The 25,793-nt window shown below is 64.7% G+C and carries 27 protein-coding genes; 12 read left to right on the top strand and 15 right to left on the bottom strand.

The annotated features are described in order from the left end of the window. Positions 1 to 40: 40 nt before the first annotated feature. Entirely contained in the window at positions 41 to 1,921 is a 1,881-nt protein-coding gene (locus R3C13_RS13660) for a DUF885 family protein (RefSeq protein WP_371311386.1), read from the top strand. Between the two features lie 4 nt (positions 1,922 to 1,925). On the opposite strand, the gene R3C13_RS13665 is transcribed toward R3C13_RS13660, so the two are convergent. The 3 genes from R3C13_RS13665 to R3C13_RS13675 form a co-directional block, all read right to left on the bottom strand. Continuing rightward, positions 1,926 to 2,261 carry a hypothetical protein gene (locus R3C13_RS13665; RefSeq protein ID WP_371311387.1) on the bottom strand — a complete coding sequence of 112 codons (336 nt, stop codon included), beginning with the start codon at positions 2,259 to 2,261 and terminating at the stop codon, positions 1,926 to 1,928. A 98-nt stretch (positions 2,262 to 2,359) separates the two neighbouring features. Then, positions 2,360 to 2,695 carry a DUF2794 domain-containing protein gene (locus R3C13_RS13670; protein WP_371311388.1) on the bottom strand — a complete coding sequence of 112 codons (336 nt, stop codon included), beginning with the start codon at positions 2,693 to 2,695 and terminating at the stop codon, positions 2,360 to 2,362. Positions 2,696 to 2,970: 275 nt separating this feature from the next. Beyond that, positions 2,971 to 3,603 carry a COQ9 family protein gene (locus R3C13_RS13675; RefSeq protein ID WP_371311389.1) on the bottom strand — a complete coding sequence of 211 codons (633 nt, stop codon included), beginning with the start codon at positions 3,601 to 3,603 and terminating at the stop codon, positions 2,971 to 2,973. Between the two features lie 115 nt (positions 3,604 to 3,718). Between R3C13_RS13675 and rpsU the strand changes: the two genes are divergently transcribed. Then, complete coding sequence (rpsU, locus tag R3C13_RS13680; protein WP_371311390.1) at positions 3,719 to 3,940, top strand: 30S ribosomal protein S21; 222 nt, start codon at positions 3,719 to 3,721, stop codon at positions 3,938 to 3,940. Positions 3,941 to 4,000: 60 nt separating this feature from the next. Here the strand turns inward: rpsU and R3C13_RS13685 are convergent, their stop codons facing one another. From R3C13_RS13685 to R3C13_RS13695, 3 genes are read right to left on the bottom strand one after another with little or no spacing between them, the layout of a single operon-like run. Beyond that, the gene (locus tag R3C13_RS13685; RefSeq protein ID WP_371311391.1) at positions 4,001 to 4,330 is read right to left on the bottom strand and encodes a DUF2834 domain-containing protein; all 330 of its coding nucleotides are present in this window, start codon (positions 4,328 to 4,330) and stop codon (positions 4,001 to 4,003) included. A gap of 52 nt (positions 4,331 to 4,382) precedes the next feature. Next, complete coding sequence (locus tag R3C13_RS13690) at positions 4,383 to 5,771, bottom strand: ABC transporter permease (RefSeq protein WP_371311392.1); 1,389 nt, start codon at positions 5,769 to 5,771, stop codon at positions 4,383 to 4,385. Then, positions 5,768 to 6,733 (bottom strand): ABC transporter ATP-binding protein, encoded by a 966-nt coding sequence (locus R3C13_RS13695; RefSeq protein ID WP_371311393.1) that lies wholly within the window; start codon positions 6,731 to 6,733, stop codon positions 5,768 to 5,770. The genes R3C13_RS13690 and R3C13_RS13695 overlap by 4 nt, the downstream gene beginning before the upstream one ends. A gap of 136 nt (positions 6,734 to 6,869) precedes the next feature. Between R3C13_RS13695 and R3C13_RS13700 the strand changes: the two genes are divergently transcribed. Then, a complete protein-coding gene (locus R3C13_RS13700) occupies positions 6,870 to 7,115 on the top strand; it encodes a TraR/DksA C4-type zinc finger protein (RefSeq protein WP_371311394.1) in 246 nt (81 codons plus the stop codon). A gap of 27 nt (positions 7,116 to 7,142) precedes the next feature. Here the strand turns inward: R3C13_RS13700 and R3C13_RS13705 are convergent, their stop codons facing one another. The 4 genes from R3C13_RS13705 to R3C13_RS13720 all read right to left on the bottom strand — a co-directional run bounded on the left by R3C13_RS13705 (position 7,143) and on the right by R3C13_RS13720 (position 9,048). Then, positions 7,143 to 7,445 (bottom strand): aa3-type cytochrome c oxidase subunit IV, encoded by a 303-nt coding sequence (locus R3C13_RS13705; RefSeq protein WP_371311395.1) that lies wholly within the window; start codon positions 7,443 to 7,445, stop codon positions 7,143 to 7,145. Between the two features lie 87 nt (positions 7,446 to 7,532). Next, on the bottom strand, positions 7,533 to 7,973 hold the full coding sequence (locus tag R3C13_RS13710; RefSeq protein WP_371311396.1) for a DUF1178 family protein: 441 nt from the start codon (positions 7,971 to 7,973) through the stop codon (positions 7,533 to 7,535). A 13-nt stretch (positions 7,974 to 7,986) separates the two neighbouring features. Beyond that, positions 7,987 to 8,247 carry a glutaredoxin 3 gene (gene grxC, locus R3C13_RS13715; RefSeq protein WP_371311397.1) on the bottom strand — a complete coding sequence of 87 codons (261 nt, stop codon included), beginning with the start codon at positions 8,245 to 8,247 and terminating at the stop codon, positions 7,987 to 7,989. A 30-nt stretch (positions 8,248 to 8,277) separates the two neighbouring features. After that, a complete protein-coding gene (locus R3C13_RS13720; RefSeq protein ID WP_371311398.1) occupies positions 8,278 to 9,048 on the bottom strand; it encodes a ComF family protein in 771 nt (256 codons plus the stop codon). On the opposite strand from R3C13_RS13720, the gene R3C13_RS13725 reads away from it, so the two are divergent. Continuing rightward, on the top strand, positions 9,047 to 9,958 hold the full coding sequence (locus R3C13_RS13725) for a methyltransferase domain-containing protein (RefSeq protein ID WP_371311399.1): 912 nt from the start codon (positions 9,047 to 9,049) through the stop codon (positions 9,956 to 9,958). The two genes, R3C13_RS13720 and R3C13_RS13725, sit on opposite strands and share 2 nt — an antisense overlap. Positions 9,959 to 9,981: 23 nt before the next feature. On the opposite strand, the gene R3C13_RS13730 is transcribed toward R3C13_RS13725, so the two are convergent. The 4 genes from R3C13_RS13730 to R3C13_RS13745 are packed head-to-tail and all read right to left on the bottom strand — an operon-like array spanning position 9,982 to position 12,776. Further along, positions 9,982 to 10,161: a Flp family type IVb pilin gene (locus tag R3C13_RS13730; protein WP_371311400.1), complete on the bottom strand. Its 180-nt coding sequence runs from the start codon at positions 10,159 to 10,161 to the stop codon at positions 9,982 to 9,984. A gap of 10 nt (positions 10,162 to 10,171) precedes the next feature. Then, positions 10,172 to 10,576: an 8-oxo-dGTP diphosphatase MutT gene (gene mutT, locus R3C13_RS13735; protein WP_371311401.1), complete on the bottom strand. Its 405-nt coding sequence runs from the start codon at positions 10,574 to 10,576 to the stop codon at positions 10,172 to 10,174. After that, on the bottom strand, positions 10,573 to 11,823 hold the full coding sequence (gene argJ / locus R3C13_RS13740; protein WP_371311402.1) for a bifunctional glutamate N-acetyltransferase/amino-acid acetyltransferase ArgJ: 1,251 nt from the start codon (positions 11,821 to 11,823) through the stop codon (positions 10,573 to 10,575). The genes mutT and argJ overlap by 4 nt, the downstream gene beginning before the upstream one ends. Then, on the bottom strand, positions 11,820 to 12,776 hold the full coding sequence (locus R3C13_RS13745) for a peptidylprolyl isomerase (protein WP_371311403.1): 957 nt from the start codon (positions 12,774 to 12,776) through the stop codon (positions 11,820 to 11,822). The genes argJ and R3C13_RS13745 overlap by 4 nt, the downstream gene beginning before the upstream one ends. A gap of 187 nt (positions 12,777 to 12,963) precedes the next feature. On the opposite strand from R3C13_RS13745, the gene secA reads away from it, so the two are divergent. The 4 genes from secA to murB all read left to right on the top strand — a co-directional run bounded on the left by secA (position 12,964) and on the right by murB (position 18,750). Further along, positions 12,964 to 15,735 (top strand): preprotein translocase subunit SecA, encoded by a 2,772-nt coding sequence (gene secA / locus R3C13_RS13750; RefSeq protein ID WP_371311404.1) that lies wholly within the window; start codon positions 12,964 to 12,966, stop codon positions 15,733 to 15,735. A gap of 5 nt (positions 15,736 to 15,740) precedes the next feature. Next, positions 15,741 to 16,253, top strand: coding sequence for an AAA family ATPase (locus R3C13_RS13755; protein WP_371311405.1), 513 nt, complete (start codon positions 15,741 to 15,743; stop codon positions 16,251 to 16,253). 110 nt (positions 16,254 to 16,363) lie between these two features. After that, positions 16,364 to 17,767 carry a cell envelope integrity protein CreD gene (gene creD, locus R3C13_RS13760; protein WP_371311406.1) on the top strand — a complete coding sequence of 468 codons (1,404 nt, stop codon included), beginning with the start codon at positions 16,364 to 16,366 and terminating at the stop codon, positions 17,765 to 17,767. Between the two features lie 32 nt (positions 17,768 to 17,799). Next, on the top strand, positions 17,800 to 18,750 hold the full coding sequence (gene murB, locus R3C13_RS13765; RefSeq protein ID WP_371311407.1) for a UDP-N-acetylmuramate dehydrogenase: 951 nt from the start codon (positions 17,800 to 17,802) through the stop codon (positions 18,748 to 18,750). Here the strand turns inward: murB and R3C13_RS13770 are convergent. Further along, a complete protein-coding gene (locus R3C13_RS13770) occupies positions 18,747 to 20,816 on the bottom strand; it encodes a TonB-dependent receptor plug domain-containing protein (RefSeq protein ID WP_371311408.1) in 2,070 nt (689 codons plus the stop codon). The two genes, murB and R3C13_RS13770, sit on opposite strands and share 4 nt — an antisense overlap. A gap of 250 nt (positions 20,817 to 21,066) precedes the next feature. On the opposite strand from R3C13_RS13770, the gene R3C13_RS13775 reads away from it, so the two are divergent. From R3C13_RS13775 to ftsZ, 4 genes are all read left to right on the top strand, one after another. Next, positions 21,067 to 21,987 carry a D-alanine--D-alanine ligase gene (locus R3C13_RS13775; protein WP_371311409.1) on the top strand — a complete coding sequence of 307 codons (921 nt, stop codon included), beginning with the start codon at positions 21,067 to 21,069 and terminating at the stop codon, positions 21,985 to 21,987. Continuing rightward, the gene (locus R3C13_RS13780) at positions 21,975 to 22,841 is read left to right on the top strand and encodes a cell division protein FtsQ/DivIB (protein ID WP_371311410.1); all 867 of its coding nucleotides are present in this window, start codon (positions 21,975 to 21,977) and stop codon (positions 22,839 to 22,841) included. The genes R3C13_RS13775 and R3C13_RS13780 overlap by 13 nt, the downstream gene beginning before the upstream one ends. Next, positions 22,841 to 24,136: a cell division protein FtsA gene (gene ftsA / locus R3C13_RS13785; RefSeq protein WP_371311411.1), complete on the top strand. Its 1,296-nt coding sequence runs from the start codon at positions 22,841 to 22,843 to the stop codon at positions 24,134 to 24,136. Before R3C13_RS13780 ends, ftsA begins: the two co-directional genes overlap by 1 nt. 99 nt (positions 24,137 to 24,235) lie before the next feature. Beyond that, positions 24,236 to 25,729, top strand: a complete 1,494-nt coding sequence (ftsZ, locus tag R3C13_RS13790; RefSeq protein ID WP_371311412.1) for a cell division protein FtsZ — start codon at positions 24,236 to 24,238, stop codon at positions 25,727 to 25,729. Positions 25,730 to 25,793 lie beyond the last annotated feature (64 nt).

Below are 25,793 nucleotides of genomic sequence, written 5' to 3' on the forward strand. Positions count from 1 at the left end.
CCAGCTTGAACTGCAGTGACGAGAGGGTGAAGTTTCAGTCATGTTTCCAACGCGTCACACGGCATTCATGATGCACCGCCGCACATTCCTGTTATCGGGTACGGCGGGCCTTGCGCTGACGGCCTGCGGGCCGCAGCTGGACGATGCCGGCACGCCCCGCCGCATCGCCCGGCAGGTGGATCAGACCCTCGCCTCGATCGCGAAGACCGAACTCGCCGGCGACCCGGAGCTGGCAACCCGCCTCGGCCTGACCGAGGACCAGGTCGGATTTGCCTTCAACCGCTACCTGACCGACCGCTCGCAGGCGGCCTATGAGCGCAAGCGGGTGAACCGGCTCGAAATCCTCGAAGCCCTGTCCGAAACGCCCCGTCCGGCAGAAGGCAGCCCGCAGGCCCGCCATCTTGATACGGTCATGGCCGCCTATGAGACCGCCGAAAGCCTGTTCGTGTCCGGCCACGGCCAGACCGGCCTCGGCATATCGTACCCCTATGTGATGGATCACATGCGGGGGGCCTATATCGACGTGCCCGACCTGCTGACCCGGTCGCACCCGTTCCGCAAGGCGCCCGATGCGCGGGCCTATGTCGACCGGCTCACCCAGTTCCCCGACGCCATCGAAGACGAGCGCCGGCGCATGGCTGCCGATGCGAGCGCCGGCGTGGTGCCGCCCGATTTCATCCTCGCCCGGATGGCCGAGCTGGCGATGCGGCTGAGCGAAGGCCCGGCCGGGGACCATATCCTCGTGACCACGATGGAGAGCCAGCTGCCGGGCGTTGAAGGCCTCGACCCGGACGAAGCGATGACGCTGCTCGCCCGCGCGACCGCGCTGGTGGAGGATGCCATCTTCCCGGCCTATCGCCGCCTCGCCGCGGACCTGTCCGCCCTGGCAGAGAAAGCCCCTTCAGAGCCGGGCGTGTGGCAGCATCCCGATGGCGACGCCTATTATGATGCCTCGCTTGAGGCGTATACGGACGAAGGCATCTCGGCGGATTCGCTTCATGCCCTGGGCCTTGCCGAAGTTGACCGGCTGACGGCTGACCTCCAGGTCGCCCTGTTCGATGCCGGCCTGACCGAGGGCAGCGTCACCGCACGCCTGCAGCAGCTCGCCGCCGAGCCGGGACAGGTCTATCCGGACACGCCGGAAGGCCATGAAGCGCTGCTGGACCGGATGCGCGCGCATCTGGCCGATGCCGAAGCCGCCCTGCCCCAGATGATCAGCCAGGCGATCCGCACGCCGGTCTCGATCCGCGCCGTGCCGGACTTCCTCGAATCTTCCGCGCCGGCCGCCTTCTATTCAGCTGCGACGGCCGACGGATCGGCGCCCGGCCTGTTCGAGATCAACCTGTCGGACATGTCCGACTGGCCGGGTTTCACGCTGGCGACGCTGGTCTTCCATGAAACCGTGCCGGGCCATCACCTCGAAAGTGCGCTGACGGCGGAACAGGCGCGCCTGCCGCTGATCCGGCAGATGATCTGGAATGTGGCCTATGGCGAAGGCTGGGGCGTCTATGCCGAGACGCTGGCGGATGAGGTCGGCCTGTATCGGGACGACCCGCTCTCGCGCATCGGCTATCTCCAGTCGCTGCTGTTTCGTGCAGCACGCCTCGTGGCCGATACGGGCATCCACCGGCTGCACTGGACCCGGCAGGAGGCGCTCGCCTACCTGGTCGCCGTGACCGGGCAACCGGAAACGCAGATGGCGCAGGAGGTCAACCGCTATACGGTCTGGCCGGGACAGGCGGCCGCTTACTGGATCGGGCGCAAGCGCATTCTCGATCTCAAGGAGCGGGCCGAGCGCGTGCTCGGCCCTGACTTCGATTTCGTGGAGTTCCACGATGTGATCCTCGCCGGCGGGCCGCGCCCGCTGTCCATTCTCGAACAGGATGTCGAGCGCTGGTATTCGGCGAAGATCCGCACCTAGCAGATCAGGCTGCGAGCGGTTCCACGCGGGCGCCGAAGCAGACGGGCGTGAACCCTTCCTCGATGTCGGCCACCATGCGCTTGCGGTCCGCCGCCTCGAATTCGAGCGCGAGGAACACGGCCGTCGCGCCGTAACGTTCGGCTTCAGCAAGCGCCCAGATGGGCTGCAGGTCATGCGGGCGGCCGGTCAGCTCCATGACGCGGATGATCCGCCAGCCATAGGAGTCCGGCGCGGCGAAGATGACCGCCCCGGCGCTGCGCGCCCAGGGAGAATCGGTCGGAACGCGGCGAAAGTCCCATGCCTTGCCAGTGCGTCCCCGAAAGCTGACTGTGATATCCATGTTCATGCTCCGTTCCTGGAGACATGTTCCTATCTTGTTCTCTTCTTGTTCGCAAGAAGTTTTTAGTAAACAACAGGTTAACGCGTGCAGGGTGTGGATCAGTCGACGACGGTGAAGCGCTTGCGGTCGAAAACCCGCAAGACCTGCGCCAGTTCGCGGCCGCGGCGCAGCACCTGGCCGGCCTGTCCGTAGACGACATACTGGCCCTGCATGTTGGCGAGATGGGGCTGTTTCTCGATCCGCCAGGTCGGATTTTCGGCGTGGCGGCGGAAGATCGCGAAGATCGCATGGTCCCGGTGCATGCCGATCGCATAGTCCCGCGCCTCCCCCGCCATCACCAGCCGCCCGTAGACGTCGAGAATCGGCTGCAACTCCGTCTTGTGAAAAGCGATTCGCGGCTCGGACGGGCTCTGGCGGGAAGGAAATTCGCTCATAATCTGGCTATTGTGTCTCGCTTGTCATGAGAATTCGGACAGGAATTGCCTGTGCGGACCAGTCTAACCGACATTTAATGGAAATTGCTGCTCCCAGACCCCCAATTGCGGCGAAACTGCCACCATTCGGTCTTGCTTGCGCCCACGCGCCCCGCCATCTTAGCATTGTCGGGCGGAGGTGTCCTGCAGGCACCCCGGACCCATCAGCCCCCCCAGCCCCCTGGGGCGCTTGTTTAACCTTCGTCCGACAGCTTCCCTTCAAAAAGAAACTCCTTCTAGCGGCTCCTGCCATTGGGCACGCCCGCGCTGACGGCGTCAAGCAAGGGGCCGACGATCTTCCCTGCTGACCGGCCGATGCCCGAAGCCTGCGCAAGCCGGCGGGTGACATAGGCGTCGAGATCTTCGTCGGACGGGGCATCCAGCCAGTACAGCACGATCGGCGGCAAGGCGGCGGCCAGCAGGCCACGCTTGGAATAGCGGTTGTAGTCTTTGGCCGTGTCGCCTGCGGCGTCCCAAACCATGTCCGCCACCTGCCAAGCCCGCTGCATGGCCGGGCCTGCATGCCAGGGCAGCAGGCCACGTGTCGTTGCGCGGCGCACGGCTTCCCGGTGAGGCTGGAGGGCTTCCAGCCAGGCCAGCACCCCTGCCGTCACGCGGGCCGTGACGCCCATTGCGGCCAGATCCTGCGCCGCGAGCGATTCTTTCGCGACCTGCCCGGCGCGATCGAAGAAGGCGTCGATCAGGTCCTGCACGCCCCGCGGGGCGGCCAGCGCCTGTTCACCCTGATCAAGCCCGGCCGCCTTGGCTGCGCGGGCCGCAGCGGCCTCCGTCCAGCCGTCAAAAGCGACTTCGGGCAGCAGGGCATCCAGCCAGCGCTGGCGTAATTTATCGGACGGTGTGGCAGTCATAACTGAACTCCATGGCAAGGGGGGCTTGGCCAAATCCCTTTTCACGTGATATAGCGCCCGCTTTCCGGCCAGTCAGGCCGACAACTAGACGCAATCGGGGCGACGCCCCCAGTCGATGGAGATTAAAATAGTACAGATCGTCGTCCGCGATAACAACGTCGAGCAAGCCCTGCGCGCGCTCAAGAAGAAGATGCAGCGCGAAGGCCTGTTCCGGGAAATGAAAGCCCGCCAGCACTTCGAGAAGCCCTCCGAGAAGAAAGCCCGCCAGCGCGCCGAAGCCGTGCGCCGCGCGCGGAAACTGGCTCGCAAACGCGCCCAGCGCGAAGGCATCGTGTAAGCGCGTCTGCTACACCAGAGTTTTGAAAGCCCCGTCAGAGCGATCTGGCGGGGCTTTTGTTTAAGGGCGCGCGCTCAGCTGCCTGGACCGGATCACGAGATAAATTGCGAAGGCGGGGGCGACGCCGGGGATGATGGAGAGCGGGATTGCGACCCAGCCGTGCCGGATGCCCAGCGTGCTTCTTTCATGGAGCACCCAGACCATCAGGATGACTGCGCAGAGAATCGTGTCCAACGAATAGCCGGAGGCAAACGGATTGACGAAGCCCGCCGCGAAGGCGCCGGCAATGTCTCCGCTCTCGATCAGGGCCGGCACCACAATCATGCCGAAGGCAATTGTGAAGGCCGCTCCCAACAGGAGGACGGGCGCCTCAAAAATCGTTTTACTCATGTCCCCACCTCTTCATTTTGTGGGGACATTGTACCAGCGGAATGGCCGAGGGCTAAACCGCCTTCTTCCGGAACAGGCCCTTCAGCATCTTGCCGAGGTCACCGATGCTGGCGCCGTTCACGGCGCCGGCGCGGTACACCTTGGCGGCGAACCACATGACGATGAGCGCCGTTGCCGCCATCAGGCCCATCTGGGCCAGCACTTCCCACAAGGGCGGGTCATGCGGCATCCGCAGGATCAGCAGGAAGGGCGTGAACAGCGGCACCCAGGACGCAATGCCGATCACCGGCGAGCCCGGATCCTGGAAGGCGATGATGATGGCGAACATGGGCAGCATGAGCAGGATCATCATCGGGCTGAGCAGCGTCTGCGCCTCCTGGATCGTGTCACACAGCGAGCCGAGCGCCATGAACACCATGCCGTACATGACATAGCCGAGCAGGAAGCTGATGACGCCCGGAATGACGATCTTCGGGCTGAACACGGTCGCGATGATCGGCGCGAGCTTTTCGCCCGCTTCCGGCACCTGCGCCGCCAGCGCCGCCGAGCCGCCAAGCGCGAAGGCGCCCCAGACCAGCATCATGGTGGACGTGACGGCGAACACGGCGAGCAGCTTGCCTGCGAGCAGTTGCGGCATCCGCACCGAGGTCAGCAGCGTGTCGAATATCTTGTTCGAGCGTTCCTCGATCGTGCCCATCAGGAGATACTGGATGATCGAGAAGATCATCAGCCAGAGGAAATAGGCGAGCCCCCCGGCGACGAAGACCGGTGCCCGGTCTGCCAGCGTGACTTCCGCCCCGGCGGTTTCCTGCTCGTCGGCGGTCCGGATGCGGCGGGCCGGCACATCCACGGAATTGTCTTCCGCCGCTTCGATGAAATCGACATCCAGCCCGGCCTGCCTCAGCGCCGTTTCGCGGGCGAGCCGGCGGGAGGCATCGCGCGCTGCATAGCGCAGCGTGCCGACATTCACGTCCTCACTCCAGTATTCCAGCTCCCGTCCGTCTGCGGACAATATGAAGGCGGCAAACAGCGCCTTGTCCCCTGCCGGGCCTGCGACGGTTTTTTCGCCCATGAGGTAAGGGCGCAATCCGTCAAGATCGCGTGCGGGCGGGGTCACCTCTATGAACTTGCGCTCGCGCAGAGGCGCGGTCATGGCGGCCTGGTCTGCGCCGACCGACAGGTTCATGCGCTCAACCGTCTCCTGCACTTCCCGCTGTTCGTCTTCCTCATCCATCGAGAACTGGGCATCGATGGCATCGGCAAACATCCGGCCGGGTTCCACCACAGCATAATAGCGCACCGGCGAGGACTGCGCGGCGAACGTGGCGAACAGCGCCCCGATCAGCATGAAGATCGGAACGGCCGCAAGGCTCAGCCAGAAGCCCCATGCCTTCACATAGCCGAGATAGTCGCGGCGGAAGATGAGATAGATATTCCTCATTCGGCCGGCACTCCTTCCTGCCTGGCGGCGTCCTGCGCGGCGCTCCGGTCGAGCGCGGCCGCCTCGGCCTCTCCGACCAGGGACACGAACACATCGCGCAGGCGCGCCTCGTCGGGGGCAAAGCCGGTAATCGGTGCGCCGGCTTCAATCGCGGCGCGCAGCACATCCTGTGGCCCCTGCCCCGGCTTCAGGCTGATCCGCCAAGCATCGCCATGCCCGCGCGAGGCGGCGCGTTGCAGGTCAAAGCCTTTCGGCGCCAGCGCGGAGACGAGATCGAACCCCTCCTCCACATCGAGGCTTGCGCCCTTGTCGAGCGTCGCGAACGCACCGTCCAGCGTACCGTCGAACACTTTGCGCCCTCGCGCCATCATCACGATCCGGTCGCACAGGCGTTCGGCGTGCTCCATGACATGGGTGGAGAAGAGAATCGTTGCGCCGCGCGCATGTTCAGAGCGGATCAGATCTTCCAGGATCTGCTGGTTCACCGGGTCGAGACCGGAGAAGGGTTCGTCGAGGATCAGGAAATCCGGCGCGTGCGCCAGCGTGGACAGGATCTGCACCTTCTGCGCCATGCCCTTCGACAGTTTCGAAATTCGCGAGGTGCGGAACTCGGCGAGACCAGTCGCCTCAAGCAGGGCGTTCGCACGCTCGCGCGCGGCGCCGGCGCTGAGCCCTTTCAGGCGCGCGAAATGAATGATCGTGTCGCGGGCCGTCATCTTCTTGTAGAGGCCGCGCTCCTCCGGGAGAAAGCCGACGCGCTGCAACGTCCCGACATCCGGCTTGCGGCCGAACAGGCGCACATCGCCGCTGTCCGGCGGCACCACGCCCAGCGCCATGCGCAGGCTGGTCGACTTGCCGGCACCGTTCGGGCCGAGGAAGCCGATGATCTGCCCTTCCGGCACTTCCAGCGACAGCCGGTCCACCGCCGTGAACCCGCCAAAGCGCTTGGTGACGTCAGTCATTATCAGGGGGGAACCTGCCATCCATTTCTCCGTGGCCGGATTTCGTGCACGCCTTTTGCGCTTGTCGATATGGCTTCGTTTTGTTTGGCTTCTTCAGCCTTGCCAACCCCTTAAAGGAGTCGCAGCATCAAATTAGATGAAGCCTGGCGATGCAACCCCTGCCCGCGGCCCGCGTATAACGGGCGAGACGCTTCCGGACGGTGTGCCGGTGCGCCGCTGCGCCGAACGCGACCTTGCACGAATCGAAGCGGCGCTCGCCCGGATGAGCCATGGACGCTATGGATTCTGCCTGACCTGCGACAGCCAGATCGGGCTTCCCCGTCTCGAGGCAGACCCGGCCGAAGCGCTGTGCGCTGACTGTGCAGAGACGGTCCCGGCCTGATCGCTTCCGATCCGGCCGGAGACGGCATCAGATCATGACGGCGAACAGCCAGATCATGAACTGGACGAACAGGCCCAGCAGTAGCAGCAGGACCACAGTGGCAAACCAGCGGCCGCCAAGGTTCATCACGAGGCCGGCGATGACGCCGACGAGGGTCATGATGCCGAGCGACACGGCCCAGTGCATGCCCAGCGGGATGGTCAGGATGGCGTGGCCCAGCATGAGCGCCAGCATGAGGCTGCCCCAGACCGAGAATTTCAGGAACCCGTCCCACGTTGCCTGCTGGTCGTGGATGTCCATTTCGCCGTGGTGGTATTCGCCAGCCGCCATGAGAGGCTTCTCCCCGTAAAATCCGTGCTCAGGCCGTAATATCGAAGGCGCGGCACGGGTCAAGCGTGGCAATGCGCCGTCGCTGCGTCAGTTGACAGGCCCCTTGGGCTTGGGGACCGGCGGGGTGAAGGCTGCCGGAAGGGGTGCGGCCGGCACGCCCTCCTCCTGCAGCGCCTCGCGCTCCTCGGCCGTGGTCTCGCCCCAGATCGGGCGATGCGCCTGCTCGCCATAGTGCATGGAGCGGGCTTCCTCAGCGAACGCGCCGCCAACATAGTCGAAATTGTCCGCCACGTGCTGGCGCGCCTTTTCCGCGAAGGCCTGCATCAGCTTTTCCGGATCCGCGGGCGCTTCTTTCGCTTTCGTGGTCTTTACGGCCGGGGCCATGATCTGCTTTTCGACCCGCGAGGAATTGCACACCGCGCAGCGCACCTGGCGCTTCTCCTTCTGCGAATCAAAGGCCGCGGACGAGGCAAACCATGCCTCGAACTCCCCCTCGCAGGCCTTGCAGAAGAGTGCGTAGCGGATCACCCGTTTACCTCATTCATGCCTGCGCCAGCAGGGCATCCAGCTTGCCGGCCCGTTCCAGCGCCATCATGTCGTCGCAGCCGCCGATATGCCGGTCGCCAATGAATATCTGCGGGAAGGTCCGCCCGCCATTCGAGCGCTGGACCATCTCCGCCTTTTTCTCGGCGCTCATCCCGGCATCGATTTCCTCGAAATCGACCTGCTTGTCCTTCAGCAGGGACACCGCCCGCGTGCAGTAGGGGCAGAACATGCGGGTATAGATGGTGACTTTCGCCATTCAGCGCTCCGTTGGAAATGTTCCAGATAATTATATGGTGACATCCGTTTCGCGGACAACGCGTGCCAGCACCAAAACGTCCACCTCATGTGCGCCTGCCTGTTTCAGGGCACGCACGCAGGCCGACAGGGTCGCCCCGGTGGTCAGCACATCATCCACCAGCAGCACCCGCTTGCCCGCCACAAACGGAACGCTGCGTTTGCGGACTTCAAATGCGCCGGCCACGTTGCGCTTACGGGCGCGGGCTGAGAGGCCGCCCTGCGTCGGCGTGCGGCGCGTCCGTTTCAGCGCATCGACCCGCATCGGCGTGCCGGACAGGCGCGCAACGGTCCGGGCCAGCCAGGCGGACTGGTTGAAGCCCCGCCCGGCAAGGCGGACATAGTGCAGCGGCACCGGCACGATCAGGTCCGCCTCCACAATCAGGGCGCCCCCTGCCCGCATCATCCAGCTGCCGAACGTCGCAAGCCCGTCCCGGCGGCCGGAGCGTTTCAGGTCCAGCACCAGGCGCCGGGACTGGGGGTCGTAGACGAACGCCGCCCGCGCCCGGTTCCAGCGCGGCGGCCGGGCGATACAGGCAGCGCATACGCCGCCGGCCCCGGTATCGACGCCCAGCGGCATGCCGCACCGGTCGCACACGGCACCATCCAGAAACCGGATCCTTGAAAACTCCGCCGGGCTGAGCGGCCCCTTCCCGGCACCCCGGTCGCGGCTGACAAGGGACCGCGGCGGCCAGATGAAGTCCGCCGCCTGCCGCAGAAAGGCCTTTGCCGCCCGGCGCTCGTGGTCCATATCGCGCGCCATGACGCCGCCCGGCACTCCCCCATCTGCCCCCCGCCTGTTCGACCGGGCGCGCCTTGCCCGCAATCGCGACCGCGCCGCGGCAACCTATGCGGACTATGCGTTCCTGAAAGACCGGGTGTCGAGCGATCTTTGCGAGCGCCTTCAGGACACGGCGCACACGTTCGGATGCGGGCTGGACCTCGGCTGCCATGATGGGCGCCTTGCGGCGGCTGCGCTGGCGACCGGGCGGGTGGCGGCGATGGAGGCGTCCGACCTGTCGCCCGGAATGGTGCGGCAGGCCGCGGCCGCAGGCGTCGCCGCACATGCCGGCGATGAGGAAACGCCGGACCTCGCCGAAGGCCGCTACGATCTCGTCCTGTCAGCGCTGTCGCTGCACTGGGTCAACGATCTGCCCGGCACGCTGGTCCGGATCCGGCAGGCGATGAAGCCGGACGGCCTGTTCCTGGGCGCGCTGTTCGGTGCGGGCACGCTGGGGGAACTGCGCGAATGCCTGATGGAAGCGGAAACCGCGTTGACCGGCGGGGCCGCGGCACGCCTCTCGCCCCTGCCGGGCCTGCGCGACATGGCAGCCCTGATGCAGCGAGCCGGATTTGCCCTGCCGGTCGCCGATCGGGACAGCGTCATCGTGCGCTACCGGAACCCGATGCGCCTGTTGGCGGACCTGAAAGGCATGGGCGAACGCACGGCCTTCGGCCATGGCCAGGTCCAGCCCTTGCCGCGCCGCGTCCTGATGCGGGCCATGGAGCTCTATACGGAACGGTTCGCCGATCCCGACGGGCGGGTGCGTGCAAGTTTCGAGATTGTGCATGTGTCCGGCTGGGCGCCGGCCCCCGGCCAGCCACAGCCGCTGAAACCCGGCAGCGCCACGGTGAGCCTGGCGGATGTTATCGGGAAAAAAGACCCGTCCTGACCCGGACGGTCAGGCGCGCTTCATCAATTTTCGATGGAGGTTGCGATGGTGTTCATCTTGCCGTTGATGTTGACGCCGATCGAGGTGATCGATCCGATGATCGCAATGGCGATCAGCGCCATGACGAGCGTGTACTCAACAGCCGTCGCACCACTTTCATCGGAAAGAAGGCGCTTCAGGAGGGCAGTGGACTTCGTTCGCATAGTCGCTCCGTCAGGGTTTACCCGAGAGCACTTCGAACAGAGGGATGTCTGCCGGAGGCGCCGGATAGTCAGACAAGCGCGACGGAGGCACCCAGGCGACAGACTGTCCCTCGCGCGGATGCACTTCGCCACGCCAGGCATGACAGGCGTATAATGGCATCAGCAGGTGAAATTTGGTGTAATCGAAACTGGCGAATGTGAGCGGCAAAAGATCCGCTTCGTTAACCGTGACACCCAATTCTTCCAGCAGTTCGCGCTTCAGCGCCGCTTCCGGCGTTTCGCCCGGCTCGACCTTGCCGCCCGGAAACTCCCACAGGCCTGCCAGCTGCTTTCCTTCCGGCCGCTGGGCCAGCAGGATTTCGCCCTTTTCATTGTAGAGTGCGGCAGCAACGACCAGCAGCAGCGGGCCGCTCATGTCCGGTAGGCCCCGTTGATGTCGACATAGCCGTGCGTCAGGTCGCAGGTCCACATCGTGGCCGACTGGTCGCCGGCGCCGACATCGACGCGGATCGTGAACTCACGCTTCGCGAAGACCGCGCTCGCCGCCGCTTCGCTGTAGTCCGGCATGCGGGCGCCGTCCTTGGCCACCTGGACATCGTCGAACCAGATGGCGAGCGCCTCGTCGTCGATCGGCTCCAGCGATTTGCCGACCGCCATGACGATCCGGCCCCAATTGGCATCGCCCGCCGCCATCGCCGTCTTGATCAGCGGCGAATTGGCGATGTGGGCGGCAATGATCTGGGCCGAGAGGTGCGAGGCGGCGCCTGTGACTTCGATGGTGACGAATTTCTGCGCCCCTTCCCCGTCCTTCACGACCAGCTGGGCGAGTTCCAGGCAGACCGAGTGCAGCGCCATGGCAAGCGAATCGAGGCGCGGATCGTCCCGCGACGTGATCGGCGCCACGCCGCTCGCCCCGGTCGCAAACACCATGACCGTGTCGGAGGTCGAAGTGTCGCCATCCACGGTGATGCAGTTGAAGGTCTCGTCCGTGATGTCTTGCAACACTTCCTGCAGCACGTCGGGGGCGACCGCGGCATCGGTGAAGATATAGCCCAGCATGGTCGCCATATTCGGCGCGATCATGCCGGAGCCCTTGATGATGCCCGCGAAATTGACCGTGGTGCCGTCCATGTCGAGGCTGGTGCCGGCTGCTTTCGTGAACGTGTCCGTCGTCATGAAAGCCCGCGTGGCCGCTTCCCAGTCCGGCGGGCTGAGCTTGGCTGCAAGCTCGGGGATGAAGGCGCCGACATAGTTCGGGTCCGGCAGCGGCTCACCGATCACGCCGGTTGCAGCGAGGAAGCACTGTTCCTTCGGCACACCCAGCGTCGCCACCAGCGCGGCCAGCGTCGCTTCGTTCTTGTCCCGGCCTTTCGGGCCGGTGAAGGCATTGGAATTGCCTGAATTGGCGACCAGCGCGCGGGCGAGGCCCTTGCCTTCCTTCAGCGCCTCGCGGCACCAGCGCACGTCCGCCGAAGCGGTGCGCGAAACGGTATAGACCCCGGCGCAGGTCGTGCCTTCGTCAAAGGCAAAGAGGAACACGTCGTCACGTGTCACGCCCCGGCGCGCATAGAAGCCACGCGAGCCCGTCGCGGCGCGGACCCCTTTGACCTCTGGCAGGTGCGGAAAGCTGGCGGGCGCGAAAGGCGAAGGGGTAAGGTTCAAAGCTCGGTTCCTGGCGGTCTGGGGTCTGACGCTTCTTCCGGCGGGGCTTCCGCATCGGAATCGGGAAGCCTGTACGGCGTCGTGGACGACTCGTCGAGGGCCGGCTCGCCCCGCAGCACCTTGGCTTCCGCCTTCAGGCGCCGGATCAGCTTGGCCATCTGCTCGAAGGTCAGGAAGGTGACGATTTCCGGCCGCATTTCCTCGCGCGTCTGCGGCGGCTTCGACCGGCGGTCCTTCACTTTCAGGATGTGCCAGCCATCGGCCGACTGGAAGGGCGGCGAGACCTCGCCGACGCCGGTATTGGCGATCACGACGGGGAACGGCTCCGGCTCGTCATTCGGCGAGACATAGCCGAGGCTCCCCTTCTCCATCCGTGTGGCGCTGTCCTGCGAATGGCTGGCGACGAGGCTGTCGAAATTCTCGCCTTCCCGGATCCGTTCGAACAGTTCCTGGGCCTCTTCCTCGGTCGGCACGAGAATGTGGGCGACCAGCACCTGGTCATCATCCTGCTGCAGGGAGACCTGCGCCTTGTACATGGCTTCGATGTCGGTCTCGGTCACTTCGGCGGCGACCACGCTCTCCACGAGCAGGTTGCCAAGGATGCGGTCGCGGGCCCGTGCGAGGCGCCGCTGAGAGGTCGGATCCTTGTCCAGCCCCCGGCGGATCGCCTCCTGGGCCATCAGGGTTTCCTCGATCAGCTGGCCCAGGACGGCGTCATAATCGGCATTGCCAGGGCCGATTTTCTGTCCCGGCGAGACGAGGCCGCGGGCAACCGCCTCCAGCTCGACATCGGAGACATAGATCCGGTCGCCATTGACGATGGCGGCAACGGCCCCGTCGACCTGGACCGGGGTTTCCTCCGCCGGCGGGGCACCACAGGCGCAAATCAGGGCGACGAGAGACGCGGCGACGAGGGGGCGGATCCCCGCCCGGAAAGCCATCAGTTTCGGCACAATTAACACTCCCGGTGGCTGAGGGCGCTGCATTGACACCCCAATGCGGCGTTCTTAAGTCTCACCCGCGTGCCGGTCGAGAGGGTTCGGGCGGCACAAAACGGTGGGTGAACCCGCAAACGTCCTGTGCGGTAGAACGGTCAGGATTCGTGATTTGCCGCCACAAATCTGATGGGTACTGCCAGATATGCTCTCCGTCGCGCGTAAGATTTTCGGTTCTGTCAACGAGCGCAAGCTGAAGCCCCTGAGGGCCCGTGTGAACCGGATCAATGCGCTGGAGCCCATGATGGAGGCGCTGTCCGACAGCGCGCTCAAGGGAAAAACCGCCGAATTCCGCAAGCGGCTCGCCGATGGCGCCAGCCTCGATTCGTTGCTGGAAGAGGCCTTTGCCGTCACCCGCGAAGCGGCCAGGCGTGCCACCGGAATGCGCCATTTCGACGTGCAGCTGATGGGCGGCATGATCCTGCATTCCGGCGCCATCGCCGAAATGCGCACCGGTGAAGGCAAGACGCTGGTGGCAACGCTCGCCGCCTATCTCAACGCCCTCGAAGGCAAGGGCGTGCATGTCGTTACCGTCAACGACTATCTCGCCCGCCGCGATGCGGAATGGATGGGCCAGATCTATGGCTTCCTCGGCATGTCCACCGGCGTCATCGTCCACGGCATCACCGACGAGGAACGCAAGGCCGCCTACGCCGCCGACATCACCTACGGCACCAACAACGAATTCGGCTTCGACTATCTGCGCGACAACATGAAGTATGCGCTGGAGCAGATGGCCCAGCGCGGCCACCACTTCGCCATCGTCGACGAAGTCGACTCCATCCTGATCGACGAAGCCCGCACGCCGCTGATCATTTCCGGCCCGACCGACGACCGCTCCGATCTCTATATCAAGATCGACGCGATGATCCCGCGCCTTGCAGAAGAAGACTTCGAACTCGACGAGAAGCAGCGCTCGGTCACCTACAGCGAAACCGGCACCGAGAAGATCGAGACATGGATGGCAGAAGCCGGCCTGCTCGAAGGCTCGCTCTGGGAACCGCACAATATTTCGCTGGTCCATCACGCCAACCAGGCGCTTCGGGCGCACAAGCTCTATTCCCGCGACAAGGATTACATCGTCAAGGACAGCCAGGTGATGCTGATTGACGAGTTCACCGGCCGGATGATGGAAGGCCGCCGCCTCTCCGAAGGCCTGCACCAGGCCATCGAGGCCAAGGAAAAGGTCGACATCAAGCCCGAGAACGTCACGCTCGCCTCGATCACCTTCCAAAACTATTTCCGCCTCTATGGCAAACTGTCCGGCATGACCGGTACGGCCCTGACCGAGGCCGACGAATTCGCCGACATCTACAAGCTGGAAGTCATCGACCTTCCGACCAACAAGCCGATCCAGAGGATCGACGAGGATGACGTCGTCTACCGCACGGCCAAGGCGAAATATGCCGAAATCGTCAAGGAAGTGCGCGAGTGCCATGCCAAGGGCCAGCCGATCCTGCTCGGCACCGCCTCGATCGAGAAATCCGAACTCCTCTCCAATTTGCTGACGGCGGCGAAGATTCCGCACAAGGTGCTGAATGCGCGCCATCACGAGCAGGAAGCCTTCATCGTCGCCGATGCCGGCGTGCCGGGCGCCGTGACGGTGGCCACCAACATGGCCGGCCGCGGCACCGACATCCAGCTGGGCGGCAATTTCGACATGCGCATGGATCAGGAGAGGACGAAGAAGGAAGCCGAGCTCGACCGTGAGCTGACCGAGGGCGAAACGTCACTCATGGCATCGCAGATCAGGGCCGAAATCGAAGTCAAGAAAAAGCGCGCGCTGGATGCGGGCGGGCTCTACGTTCTGGGTACGGAGCGCCACGAAAGCCGCCGCATCGACAACCAGCTGCGCGGCCGGACGGGCCGTCAGGGCGACCCCGGCAAATCGAAATTCTACATTTCCATCGAAGACGACCTGATGCGCATTTTCGCCGCCGAGCGGATGGATGCGGTCATGCGCCGCCTCGGCATCAAGGAAGACGAGGGCATCACCCATCCCTGGATGAACAAGGCGATGGAGACCTCCCAGAAGAAGATCGAGCAGCGCAACTTCGAGATCCGCAAGAACGTCCTCAAATATGACGACGTGATCAACGACCAGCGCAAGGCCATCTTCGAACAGCGCATGGACTTCATGCGCGCCGACGACGTCTCCGACATCATCGACGAAATGCGCGATCATGTGATCCATGCCCTCGTCACCCGCACCATGCCGGAAAAGGCGTATGCGGAACAATGGGATGTCGTGGGCCTTCGCGAAGCGATGCGCAACGATTTCGCCATCGACCTGCCGGTCGACAAATGGGCTGCCGAAGAAGGCGTTGCCAACAAGGAAGTCGCCGGCCGCATCCGCGAGGCCGTCAGCACGGTCTACAAGGCGATCACCGACGCCGTCGGCGCCGACCAGATGCGCCGCATCGAAAAGCAGATCCTGCTTCAGGTGCTCGACATGCGCTGGCGCGAACACCTGCAGATGATCGACCAGCTGCGCTCGGTCATCCACCTTCGCTCCTACGGCCAGCGTGACCCGCTGAACGAATTCAAGTCGGAAGCCTTCAACCTGTTCCACAGCCTGCTCGAAGAACTGCGTGCCACGGTCACGCGGTCGCTCATGCACATTCGCGTGCAGCAGCCCCAGGCTCAGCAAGCGCCTCAGCAGCCGGCACCGCAACGGCGCCCCGCGCCCGCGCCGGTCCCGCCGATGCCGACGCTGCCGGAAGTCCACGAGACCCATCTCGACCCCGATACTGGCGTCAATGAAATGGACCCCGCCGACACGTCCGTGCCGCCGGGCCCGGCCCTGCACCAGGCAGAGGATGACTGGTCGAACACGCCGCGCAACTCGCTCTGCCCCTGCGGCTCCGGCAAGAAATACAAGCACTGCCACGGCGCCATCCAGCACCAGCAGGCATAAGTGCAATGGCCCGGCTGGTGATGCTGTCGGGCTTGCCGGGTTCTGGAAAATCCACACTCGGCCGGCTGCTCGCCGAGCGGGCCAGCGCGGAATATTTGCGGATTGATGTCTTTGAACAGGCTTTGCGCGACCTGAACGGCGCAGACTTCGACGTGGGGACAGGCGGCTACAAGCGGGGCTATGAACTGGCCACGCATCACCTGCAGGCGGGGCGTGATGTGATCGTCGATGCGGTGAATGCCATCGAAGCAGCACGTCAGGGCTGGCGGGACATCGCGCGATCAGCCGGGGCGGAAATCGTCGAGATCGAGATCGTTTGTTCGGACCCCGATGAAGTCCACACCCGCCTCCAGACCCGTGAGACAGGGATCGAGGGACTGGCCCCCGTGACGATGGAAGCCGTGCAGGCACGCCGATGGGATCCCAATCCTTATTGCACTTACACGCTAGATACAGGTGGCCGTGAGGTGCCTGACTGTCTGGCTGAACTGTTGCAGGTGACAGGTCTCGCGGCCTGACCCTGCCCTGAACTTTCCGTAATCTCTCCTTCCCGGTGCCGCCTGGGCGCCCTGCCCCTGCCGTGTCCGTCCTTCATGAGGGCAGCCTCCACATGCCCGGAGGACAGAAAGTGTCAGAGACTTCGCAGGCCGGACCGCCGGCCAATCCCCTTGCCCAATTCATTCCCCAACGCTCCGCGGGCCTGAAGCTGTTGCTCGTCTGCGGCCTCGCGCTGCTCATGGCGATCCCGGCCCTGTTCGTGTTCGGCGTCGTGCAGGACCGGCGCATGGGCGCCGACCGCGCCCTCACTGAGGTCAGCCAGGCGATCGGCGGCTCGCAAAGCCTGCTCGGCCCGGTGCTGGTCCTGCCTTTTTCGCGCGCGCCGAACCCGGCCCGGCCGAACGATGTCGTCTACGGCAACGCCATCGCCTTCGCCGAAACCGGCACGGCGGACGCGGATGTTCAGGTGACGGAGCGAAAGCGCGGTATCCACACCATTCCCGTTTTCGATGCGCATGTGACCTTCGACGCGACCTTCGATCCCGGTGCGCTGCGGGCTGCCTTGCCCGAAGGGGCCGAACCGGTCTGGGCCGATGCGCGCCTCTATATGGGCGTTTCCGACACGCGCGGCATCCGCGAGGCCTTCCGCGTCACGGCCAATGGCAAGCCGGTCGCCATGGAGCCCGCGCCCTATCGCTATGGCATGGACCAGGCCTACCAGCCGGTCCCCTCTTCCGGGGTGAGCCTCGCCGGCGGCGTGATCGGGGATCTGCAAACCGCCGAAACGCCGATCCGCGTGACGGCGGCCCTGCGCCTCACCGGCGCCGAGCGGTTCGCCGTCGGGCCCTTTGCCAAGGACACCAGCTTCTCCCTCAAGAGCAACTGGGACGATCCGAGCTTCCAGGGCGGCAAGCTGCCGGATAGCCACACGGCCAGCGTGAAAGGCGTCGAAGGCTTCACCGCCAGCTGGCGCGTGCCCTATCTCGCCCGCGACATTGCCGGCGCCGGCAGCAATATCGAGCTTTCGGACGTCACCGAATACAATCGCCGCGACATGGCCGTCCGCTTCATGAAGGAAGTCAGCCCGTATCAGAGCGTCGAGCGGGCGCTGAAATACGCCGCCATGTTCATCGGCTTCGTTTTCCTCGCCTGGTTCCTGTTCGAGGTGACGAGCGGGGCGCGGGCCCACCCGGCGCAATACGTACTGGTGGGGCTCGCCCAGTCGATCTTCTATATCCTGCTGCTCGCCTTTGCCGAGCGGATGGGCTTCGACGGCGCGTTCCTGATCGCGGCGGTGATGACGGTGGGCCTCATCTCGGCCTATGCGATGAGCGTCTTCCGCTCCCGCGCCTATGGCTTGCGCGCCCTTGGCATCCTGTCCGGCATTTACGGCCTCATCTATGTGCTGATGCGGGCCGAGAGCCATGCCCTGCTCGCCGGGGCGCTCGCGAGCTTCGCAGCCATCGCGCTCACCATGTACATGACCCGCAATGTCGACTGGTATGGCGGACGCAAGGCGGGGGCCGCCGCTTGACAGCGGCCCCAAGTCAGGGGAACGCCAAGCGCATGACGGCGTTCCCCCTTCCCCCCGTGCGCGGCAAGATCATCGAAAACGCGCCGCTGGCCCCTTACACCTGGTTCCGGGTGGGCGGGCCGGCGGACGCCCTGTTCCTACCCGCGGATGAAGAAGACCTCGGCGATTTCCTTACAGCGCTGGACCCGGCCATTCCTGTCACGGTGCTCGGTGTCGGCTCGAACGTCATCGTGCGTGATGGCGGCATCGATGGCGTCGTGATCCGCCTGATGGGAAAATACTGGGGACAGGTGGACGCGCTGGACGGCATCACCGTCGAGGCCCGCGCCGGGGCGCTGGACCTTGCCGTGGCGAAGACTGCCGCGGCCAACGGCATCACGGGCCTCGAATTCCTGTCCGGTATTCCCGGCTCCATCGGCGGCGCGACGCGCACCAATGCAGGCTGTTACGGGCGCGAACTGCGCGACGGGCTGGTTGCCCTGCATGGTTTCCGGCGCGACGGCTCGAAGGCCGCGTATCGCGGCCCCGGCAAGCCGGGCGCCCAGCCGGAAGCGCATTTTTCCTACCGCCACACGGACCTGCCGGACGATCTGATCGTCACGCGCCTCATCCTCGAAGGGACGGGCACGGACGACCCAGCAACCATCCTCGCCGCCATCGAAGCGCTGCAGGCCCGCCGCAGCGAGACCCAGCCGATCAGGGAAAAGACCTCCGGTTCCACCTTCGCCAATCCGGACCCGCCCGGCACGCCGGACCAGCGCTCCGCCTGGAAGCTCATCGACGCGGCGGGCTGCCGGGGCCTGAAAGTCGGCGGCGCGCAGGTCTCGCCCATGCACTGCAACTTCCTGATCAATACGGGCGACGCGACCGCGGCCGACCTTGAAGCCCTTGGCGAACTTGTCCGCGCCCGCGTGCGCGACACACAGGGCGTGGACCTCCGCTGGGAAGTCCGCCGCATCGGGCGGCTGGCGACCCCCGCCTAGAACGTTCCCTTCAGTTCGAAAATCGCGATCGGGCCAAAGCGGCGCCCGCGGCTTTCCTTGCGCACGACCGAACCCAGCCGGTTGGGTGAATAGATTTGGCGCTCGAACCCGTCCTGCTGGTTGAGCAGATTCCCGACGGCAAACGTGGCGGTCATGCCGTAAAAATTCTTCCGTTCAATGAAGGCATTGGAATAGCCGGGCTCGCCGAATTCAATGCCCCGCTCACCCAGCTGGTAATAATAGTGCACCTTGTAACGGTCGACGAGGGCGCCCCAGGCCCAGTCGGAATTCGGAATGTCCTGCCGGAATTCGAAATTGAAATAATAGGCAAGATTACCGTTGATCGGGCGCATGACGCCGGTCAGCGGATCTTCCACCTCGGAGTCATACCATTCCGCATTGGATTTCAGCTCACCGCCCGCGACGCCCAGCTTGTCGAGCTTCAGGGTCACGTCCATTTCCGCGCCGATTTGCCAGGCCGAGTCGAGATTGCCGGGGCCGTCGCCGGTCCCGATCGGCACGCGGTCCACGATGTCTTCAATGTCGGAATAGAAGACCTTGAACGTCGCCGCGCCCCAGTCCTTCATGTCCTTTTCAGCCTGAACGCTGAGCGTCCAGTCCTGCTGGGGCACGATTTCCGAATTGCCCTCACGCCCGTTTTCGGCGTTGAGGTTCACCGAGGAAATGAAATCGGAAAAATTGAGCTGGCCGACATCGCGCTCCAGCCGCGTCGTGACCTTGAGGCTCGGCTGCGCCTGCCAGGACAGGCTCGCAAAGCCCTTGGGCCGCGTGAATTCACGCAAATTCGCATTGTCGCCGGACTGCGACAATTCCGAATACTCCGCCCCCAGAGACACCTGCAGCCGCAGTTTCGGCATCAGCTGGCGGCTATGCGTGAGGTTGGCTTCCATCCGCTTTTCCTCGACGCGCGTATTGGCACCATCGAGCGGGATGTCGACGAACGGGCCGCCACCCACGGACTCGCTGAGCGCCGACTCGGCTTCCAGGAAATTGAAGGCGTTTTCGAACGAGACCTGCCAGTCCCGCGTTTTGGACGAGGCCAGTGAATATTCCGCCCGGGCAATATATTCCCCTTCATCCGTTGTCTGAAGGAAACGCGACGAGGAAAGGTCCGTCCCGTCAAGGGCGCCGGATGTGAAACTGTTGACGATCGGGCTGTGCTCCAGCCGGATCAGGCCAATGCCTTTCAGCCGGCCTGGCCCAAGACCGAATTCATAGTCGCCGCCGAATTCCGCGTTCCATTCGTCTTCACCGCTGAGAAAGAGGCGCCGGCCTTCCGTTTCCCCGACCGGGAAAGTCTTGGACACTTCCTTAAGGTCCGACTGCCAGATCCCGACCTTGCCGTTCAGGTTGCCGACGGCGCCGCTGTCCGGCTTCCAGGCCAGCGATCCGGATACGGAGGCATTGTCGGCGATAAAGGTGAAATCCTCTTTCCGCCGTTCCAGCAGCACGCTGGCCCCGTCGGTAGTGGTTTCCCAGCCTGCATTGGCACCGCGTTCCGGCAGGCTGCTCGCCTCAAGGCTCCAGCTCAGCGCGTCGCTGCCGCCGGAGAGGGCCACTTCGCCCTCATGGAAATACGGCGTCAGGTTCTCGCGGACCCGACTTTTCCAGCGCCAGGTGCCGGAAAGGCCCCCTTCCCCGCTGGTGATCACATTGACGACCTGTCCGGAGAGGCCCGGAATGTCGAGCCGCGCGCCATCGACCAGGTCGATGCGGGTGACGCGGTCGGCCGAGATCCGCCGCAGCGCTGCCGCCGCGCCATTCGATTTTCCGGAAACACGCTGGCCGTCGATCAGCACATTGCCGGTCGCCTGACCAAAGCCGCGTGAGCCGTCATCGTCGCTCTGGATGGAAAAGCCCGGCACCCGGCGCACCATGTCGAGCGCCGTGCGGGGATTGTACTGGGCGAAGTCGTCGATCGTGAAGCTCGTACCGGACTCGCCGCCGGGCGATCCGGCATCCGGATCGGCCCACGCATTGTTAGCGCTAACTAAAATTGCGACACCCGCAACGATGCTCGGAAATAGTCTACAGCCGACCGACAAAGGGGCGCCTCCTCGATATTTTTTGTGTGGAGACAAACCGGCGCCCCCGCCAGCGACTCCTTTTTCGAATCCCTCATTGACTACTGTTGTAGTCTTGGGGCGGCAAGCGCATCCCGCATAACTTTTTTGTTATCCTTCCGGGGCCTGCCGCGGGGCGGCCTCTCTTAAGCCCGTATTCACTGGCACAGCGCAGATAATCCGGAGAGAAACGCATGATTCCCGGCGCAGAACGCATCAAGGAGGACATAAAATGAGCAAGCCCGACAAGCGCGTCGCCGTGATCTATGGCGGCTGGTCCTCCGAGCGCGACGTGTCTATTTCCTCCGGCACCAAGATGCTGGAAGCGGCAAAGGCTGCGGGCTACGACGCCACCGGAATCGATGCCGGCCGCGACCTTGCCGCGAAGCTGGCGGAGTTGAAGCCGGATGTGGTGCTGAACGGCCTGCATGGCCCGTGGGGCGAGGATGGCTGTGTGCAGGGCCTGCTGGAGATCATGGGCCTGCCCTATTCCCATTCCGGCGTGCTGGCCTCCGCGCTGGCCATGGACAAGCTGAAATCCAAGGCCGTCTATCGCGCCGCCAGCCTGCCTGTCGCCGAGGACCGGCAGGTCACCCGCGAGGAGGCGGCCCGCGAGCATGCACTGAAGCCGCCTTACGTGGTCAAACCCGTCAATGAAGGCTCCAGTTTCGGCGTGCTGATCGTGCGCGAAGGGGCGAACGCTCCGCCGAAGGATCTCGACGCCGCCAACTGGCGTTATGGCGACTATCTCATGGCCGAGGAATTTATCCCCGGCCGGGAGCTGACCGTCGCGGTGCTCGGCGACCGCGCCCTCGCTGTCACCGAGATCACGACCTTAAGGGACTATTACGATTTTGATGCAAAATATTCTGCTGGAGGATCGCAACATGTGATCCCGGCAGACCTGCCTGAGCATATCACCCGGACAGCGATGGATTTCGCGCTCCGGGCCCATCAGGCTTTAGGATGCCGGGGAGCGACGCGGTCCGATTTTCGCTACGACGACAAGAGAGACCGGCTCGTGATCCTTGAGACAAATACCCAGCCAGGTATGACGCCGACCTCGCTTGTTCCCGAGCAGGCCGCCTTTGTGGGCATGTCCTTCGAAGCGCTGGTTTCCTGGATGATCGAGGACGCTTCATGCCGAAGGTAAGCCGTAACCAGACCGTGCCGAAACGCCGCCGCGAGCCGATCACCTTCGTCGACGAGGTGACAGGCGAGGAAGTGCGCGTCTCCTCCGTCCTGTTCGGCCTTGTCATGCTGATCGCCATTATCGTGGCGCTGGCCGCCTGGATGGGCGGGTCCATGTCCAAGATCGAGAACCGGTTTGCCGGCTTCATGGACGACACCGCCCGCATGGCCGGCGTGTCGGTCAACGAGGTGTCCGTCATCGGGCTTGAGCAGGATCCGGCCCTGCAGAACGAAATCCGCGCCGCCGCCATGATCGAGCCCGGCGAAAACATGTTCCGCGCCGATCCGTATGTTATCCGCCGCCGCGTCGAAGGCACCCGCAAGGTGCTGAACGTGCGCGTGCATCGCCTCTGGCCGGACCAGGTCGTGATCCTTGCCGATGCGGCCGAGCCGGTCGCCCTCTGGCATGATGGCGAGCGCTGGACGGTGGTCGACGGCCTTGGCCGCGTCATTCCGGACGAACGCGCCGAAGACCATCCGAAACTCGTCCGCCTTGCCGGCCGCGGCGCCCCCGAAGCCGCACCCGAACTCGTCAAGGCGCTTGCCAGTGCTCCGGATGTGACGCCCGGCGTCGCCATCGCGACCCGTATCAATGACCGTCGCTGGGACATGCGCCTCATCTCCGGCGCCACGGTGCGCATGCCGGAAGACCACAAGCTGCCGGGCGCCCTCGACCAGCTGTCGAAACTTCAGGTGCGCACCGCCCTGATGTACCGGCCGCTGAAAACGATCGACCTGCGCAATGCCGGCCGCGTCTATCTCGCCCCGCTCACCGCCCCGGATTTCAGCGCCCGCGAAGAGGCCGCGCGCAGCTGATGGCCAATGTCCAGTCCCGCCGCGTGGCCCGACTGGGCCGTTCGCCTTCCGGTACGGTCGCGGCGCTGGACATCGGATGCTCCAAGATCACCTGCCTGATCGGCCGCAATGACGGGCGCGCTCCCCGCAATTTCAAGATCCTTGGCGCCGGACGCCAGCAATCGCGCGGCTTCACCGGCGGCGCCATCACCGACATGGAAGGCCTCGAGCGCGCCATCCGCCTTGCCGTGGAAGATGCCGAGCGCGAAGCGGGCGAACAGATTTCCAATGTCGTTCTGGGCATCACCGGCCAGAAGCTTTCCTGCTCGCTGGTCACCGCCGGCTTAGAGATCGGCAGCCGCGAAATCACCGCCCGCGACGTGAAAAAGGTGCAGGCCCAGGCCCTCGCCCAGGTGCCGACCAAGGGGCTCGAACTGCTCGCCGCCTGGCCGGTCGCCTACCGCACCGACGCCGAGGACGGCATCCGCGAACCGCAGGGCATGTATGCCCATGAGCTGGGCGTGCTGCTTTCGGCCGTGACGGCCCCCAAATCCGTCGTGAAGAACCTGGTCGAATGCGTCGGCCGGGCGCATCTCGGCGTCTCGGCCCTTGTCCCCTCCTCCATCGCCAGCGGCGCCGGCACGCTGATCGACGACGAGATCGAAAACGGCGCCATCTGCATCGACATGGGCGCCGGCGTCACCGCTGTTTCAGTCTATCTCAACGGCTCGCCAGCCTGGCTCGGCCTCATCCCGGTCGGCGGTTCGCATGTGACGGCAGACCTTGCCCAGGGCATCGGCACCACCTTTGCCGCGGCCGAGCGCCTGAAGAGCGTCTATGGCACCGCCAATATCGAAGGCCCCGGCCTTGCCGAGCGGATCGAAGTGCCGCGCCTTGGCGACGATGGCCGGCTGCAGGCGACCCGGATGGAGCGCGGCCAGCTTGCCGCCATCATCGGCCCGCGGGTCGAGGAAATTTTCGAACTCGTGCAGAAAACGCTGGAATCGAGTGGTGTACGCCGCGTTCTCCCTCGCCGCGTGGTGCTGACCGGGGGCGCTTCCCTGCTGCCCGGCGTGCGTGAGGTTGCGACCCGGATCCTCAATGCGCCAGTCCGCCTCGGCAAGCCGACAATCGCTGAGTTTCTTGGAGAATCGCTGGCAACGCCCGCTTTTTCCACAGCCTCCGGTCTGCTATTGTACTCCGAGTTGGGGTTTGCTGATGCAGTCAGGGCTGCGGCTGCATCGCGTAAAGACGGCCCGGAGGCGCGAAACGGCGTCGTGAACAAAGTGTTCCATTGGCTCGAAGAGAATTTTTGAGCTAAATTTGCACCAAATTTCACAGCATTTTACGGCTTATTAGCTGCAAGACGCCATGTTCCCAATCTGTTGGGGCCGCCTGTAGAGTGAGGAATTTGCATGATGTATGAACTGAAGCCCAGGATCCTGGTCTTTGGCGTCGGTGGTGCCGGTGGCAACGCCGTCGACAACATGATCGAGGCGAACCTCCAGGGCGTCGAGTTCATCGTCGCGAACACCGATGCCCAGGCGCTCGAACGCTCGCGCGCTGGCACCAAGATCCAGCTCGGCCCCGTCACCACGTCCGGCCTCGGCGCCGGCGCCCGTCCCGAAATCGGCGAACAGGCCGCCGAAGAGAGCTATGCCGACATTCTCGCCCGGCTCGAAGGCGCCCACATGGCCTTTATCGCTGCCGGCATGGGCGGTGGCACCGGCACCGGCGCAGCGCCCGTGATCGCCCGCGCGGCCAAGGAACTCGGGATTCTCACCGTCGCCGTCGTCACCAAGCCTTTCGGGTTCGAGGGCAACCGCCGCATGAGCGTGGCCGAAATGGGCCTCGACGCCATCCGGTCCCAGGTCGACACGATGATCGTGGTGCCGAACCAGAACCTGTTTCGCATCGCCAATGACCGCACCACATTTGCCGATGCCTTCCGTATGGCCGACGACGTGCTGTACGCGGGCGTGCGCGGCATCACCGACCTCATGGTCATGCCAGGCCTGATCAACCTCGATTTCGCCGATGTCAGCGCCATCATGCGCGGCATGGGCACGGCCATGATGGGCATGGGCGAAGCGACGGGCGAGACCCGCGCGCTCGACGCCGCCCGCCAGGCGATCGACAATCCGCTGCTCGACGAGGTCTCGATGAAGGGCGCCAAGGGCGTGCTCATCAACATCACCGGCGGCTATGACATGACGCTGTTCGAACTCGACGAGGCCGCCAACGAAGTGCGCCGCGAGGTCGATGCCGACGCCAACATCATTCTTGGCTCTGCCTTTGATCCGGAGCTGGAAGGCCGCATCCGCGTGTCGGTGGTCGCCGCCGGCGTGCAGGCTGGCTTCGCCACCGGCCGCCCTGCCCTGCCGCAGGCCGCTGCCACGGCCACCGTGCGCCAGCCGATCGCCCCGCCGGTCGAGGAACCGGAACTGGCAGAGGACGCCGAACCTGAATTCGAGGCCGAAACGGAACAGGATGTGACCGTGATGGCCGACCCCGCCGAAGAGGCGGCTGAAGAGACCGTGGACGAGGCCGTCGCGCCGGAGGACGAGCGCCCGACCATCATCACCCACGGCCGGACATCAGCCCCTGCCGCACCTGTCGAAGAAGACGAATGGGTGCGCGATGAAGGAGACGACCACGTGAGCGCCGATTCCGTATTCTCCGCCCGCCGCGACCTGCCGGCCGAAGACCGGCCGAAACAGGACAACCGCACTGCGGGCTTTGCCAACCTGTTCGGCTGGCGGCGCAATCCGCAAGGCGAAAACGACGATGCACCGGGCGCCGCCCCCGGCCCGATCGTCTCCTCGCCGGACGACCATCCCGAAGCCGCCCCGTTCGACGATGCCGACCTCGAAATCCCGGCTTTCCTGCGCCGGTCGGCCAATCATTGAAGCAGAGCTGAAAAAACAGTAAGCTTCACGCCATCTGTTACAGATAAAGTCTATTTTAAACAGG

Source organism: Hyphomonas sp. (assembly GCF_041398385.1).
Classification (GTDB): domain Bacteria; phylum Pseudomonadota; class Alphaproteobacteria; order Caulobacterales; family Hyphomonadaceae; genus Hyphomonas.

Excerpts from the sequence above, each read along its gene's own strand:
- R3C13_RS13660 (WP_371311386.1), top strand. The coding sequence starts at position 41 with ATGTTTCCAACGCGTCACACGGCATTCATGATGCACCGCCGCACATTC.
- R3C13_RS13665 (WP_371311387.1), bottom strand. The coding sequence starts at position 2,261 with ATGGATATCACAGTCAGCTTTCGGGGACGCACTGGCAAGGCATGGGAC.
- R3C13_RS13670 (WP_371311388.1), bottom strand. The coding sequence starts at position 2,695 with ATGAGCGAATTTCCTTCCCGCCAGAGCCCGTCCGAGCCGCGAATCGCT.
- R3C13_RS13675 (WP_371311389.1), bottom strand. The coding sequence starts at position 3,603 with ATGACTGCCACACCGTCCGATAAATTACGCCAGCGCTGGCTGGATGCC.
- rpsU (WP_371311390.1), top strand. The coding sequence starts at position 3,719 with ATGGAGATTAAAATAGTACAGATCGTCGTCCGCGATAACAACGTCGAG.
- R3C13_RS13685 (WP_371311391.1), bottom strand. The coding sequence starts at position 4,330 with ATGAGTAAAACGATTTTTGAGGCGCCCGTCCTCCTGTTGGGAGCGGCC.
- R3C13_RS13690 (WP_371311392.1), bottom strand. The coding sequence starts at position 5,771 with ATGAGGAATATCTATCTCATCTTCCGCCGCGACTATCTCGGCTATGTG.
- R3C13_RS13695 (WP_371311393.1), bottom strand. The coding sequence starts at position 6,733 with ATGACTGACGTCACCAAGCGCTTTGGCGGGTTCACGGCGGTGGACCGG.
- R3C13_RS13700 (WP_371311394.1), top strand. The coding sequence starts at position 6,870 with ATGAAGCCTGGCGATGCAACCCCTGCCCGCGGCCCGCGTATAACGGGC.
- R3C13_RS13705 (WP_371311395.1), bottom strand. The coding sequence starts at position 7,445 with ATGGCGGCTGGCGAATACCACCACGGCGAAATGGACATCCACGACCAG.
- grxC (WP_371311397.1), bottom strand. The coding sequence starts at position 8,247 with ATGGCGAAAGTCACCATCTATACCCGCATGTTCTGCCCCTACTGCACG.
- R3C13_RS13725 (WP_371311399.1), top strand. The coding sequence starts at position 9,047 with ATGACGCCGCCCGGCACTCCCCCATCTGCCCCCCGCCTGTTCGACCGG.
- R3C13_RS13720 (WP_371311398.1), bottom strand. The coding sequence starts at position 9,048 with ATGGCGCGCGATATGGACCACGAGCGCCGGGCGGCAAAGGCCTTTCTG.
- R3C13_RS13730 (WP_371311400.1), bottom strand. The coding sequence starts at position 10,161 with ATGCGAACGAAGTCCACTGCCCTCCTGAAGCGCCTTCTTTCCGATGAA.
- mutT (WP_371311401.1), bottom strand. The coding sequence starts at position 10,576 with ATGAGCGGCCCGCTGCTGCTGGTCGTTGCTGCCGCACTCTACAATGAA.
- secA (WP_371311404.1), top strand. The coding sequence starts at position 12,964 with ATGCTCTCCGTCGCGCGTAAGATTTTCGGTTCTGTCAACGAGCGCAAG.
- R3C13_RS13755 (WP_371311405.1), top strand. The coding sequence starts at position 15,741 with ATGGCCCGGCTGGTGATGCTGTCGGGCTTGCCGGGTTCTGGAAAATCC.
- murB (WP_371311407.1), top strand. The coding sequence starts at position 17,800 with ATGACGGCGTTCCCCCTTCCCCCCGTGCGCGGCAAGATCATCGAAAAC.
- R3C13_RS13775 (WP_371311409.1), top strand. The coding sequence starts at position 21,067 with ATGAGCAAGCCCGACAAGCGCGTCGCCGTGATCTATGGCGGCTGGTCC.
- R3C13_RS13780 (WP_371311410.1), top strand. The coding sequence starts at position 21,975 with ATGCCGAAGGTAAGCCGTAACCAGACCGTGCCGAAACGCCGCCGCGAG.
- ftsA (WP_371311411.1), top strand. The coding sequence starts at position 22,841 with ATGGCCAATGTCCAGTCCCGCCGCGTGGCCCGACTGGGCCGTTCGCCT.
- ftsZ (WP_371311412.1), top strand. The coding sequence starts at position 24,236 with ATGATGTATGAACTGAAGCCCAGGATCCTGGTCTTTGGCGTCGGTGGT.